At 35.1% G+C, this 410-nt stretch carries 1 protein-coding gene; it reads right to left on the bottom strand.

Annotated features, from left to right (window positions below; translation table 11 throughout):
• On the bottom strand, positions 1 to 410 hold a 410-nt coding region (locus tag LB941_RS12355; RefSeq protein WP_253362276.1), incomplete at both ends, for a Gfo/Idh/MocA family protein.

Below are 410 nucleotides of genomic sequence, written 5' to 3' on the forward strand. Positions count from 1 at the left end.
GCTGTACTGTGTTGTGCATTTAAGCGTGTTGCTACTTGTGGTACCGTTGGTAATTCCAATACCCCTTCTTCACCTACAACATCACATTTAATATCATATCCATATTGACAACGAACAAATACTTGCAAGTAAATATTAATACCCGATTTTGTTTCCATCATCACAATTTGCGGATCTTTAATATCCTTGTTTTGTGCATGTCTTGTTTGGCGTGGTGCAAATACACGAATGTTCGCATAATCATCATTAACTAACCAGTGATCTAAATCTATTTCATGAATTGCAGTTTCAATAATTGATCTTCTTGAATCATATTCTTCTGGCTGTGTTTGGTTATAGTGACGTTCATCAATCATTAACGGTTGTCCAATTACACCATCGTCAATCATCTTTTTCATCTGAACATATTC

Source organism: Ligilactobacillus ubinensis (assembly GCF_024160875.1).
GTDB lineage: Bacteria > Bacillota > Bacilli > Lactobacillales > Lactobacillaceae > Ligilactobacillus > Ligilactobacillus ubinensis.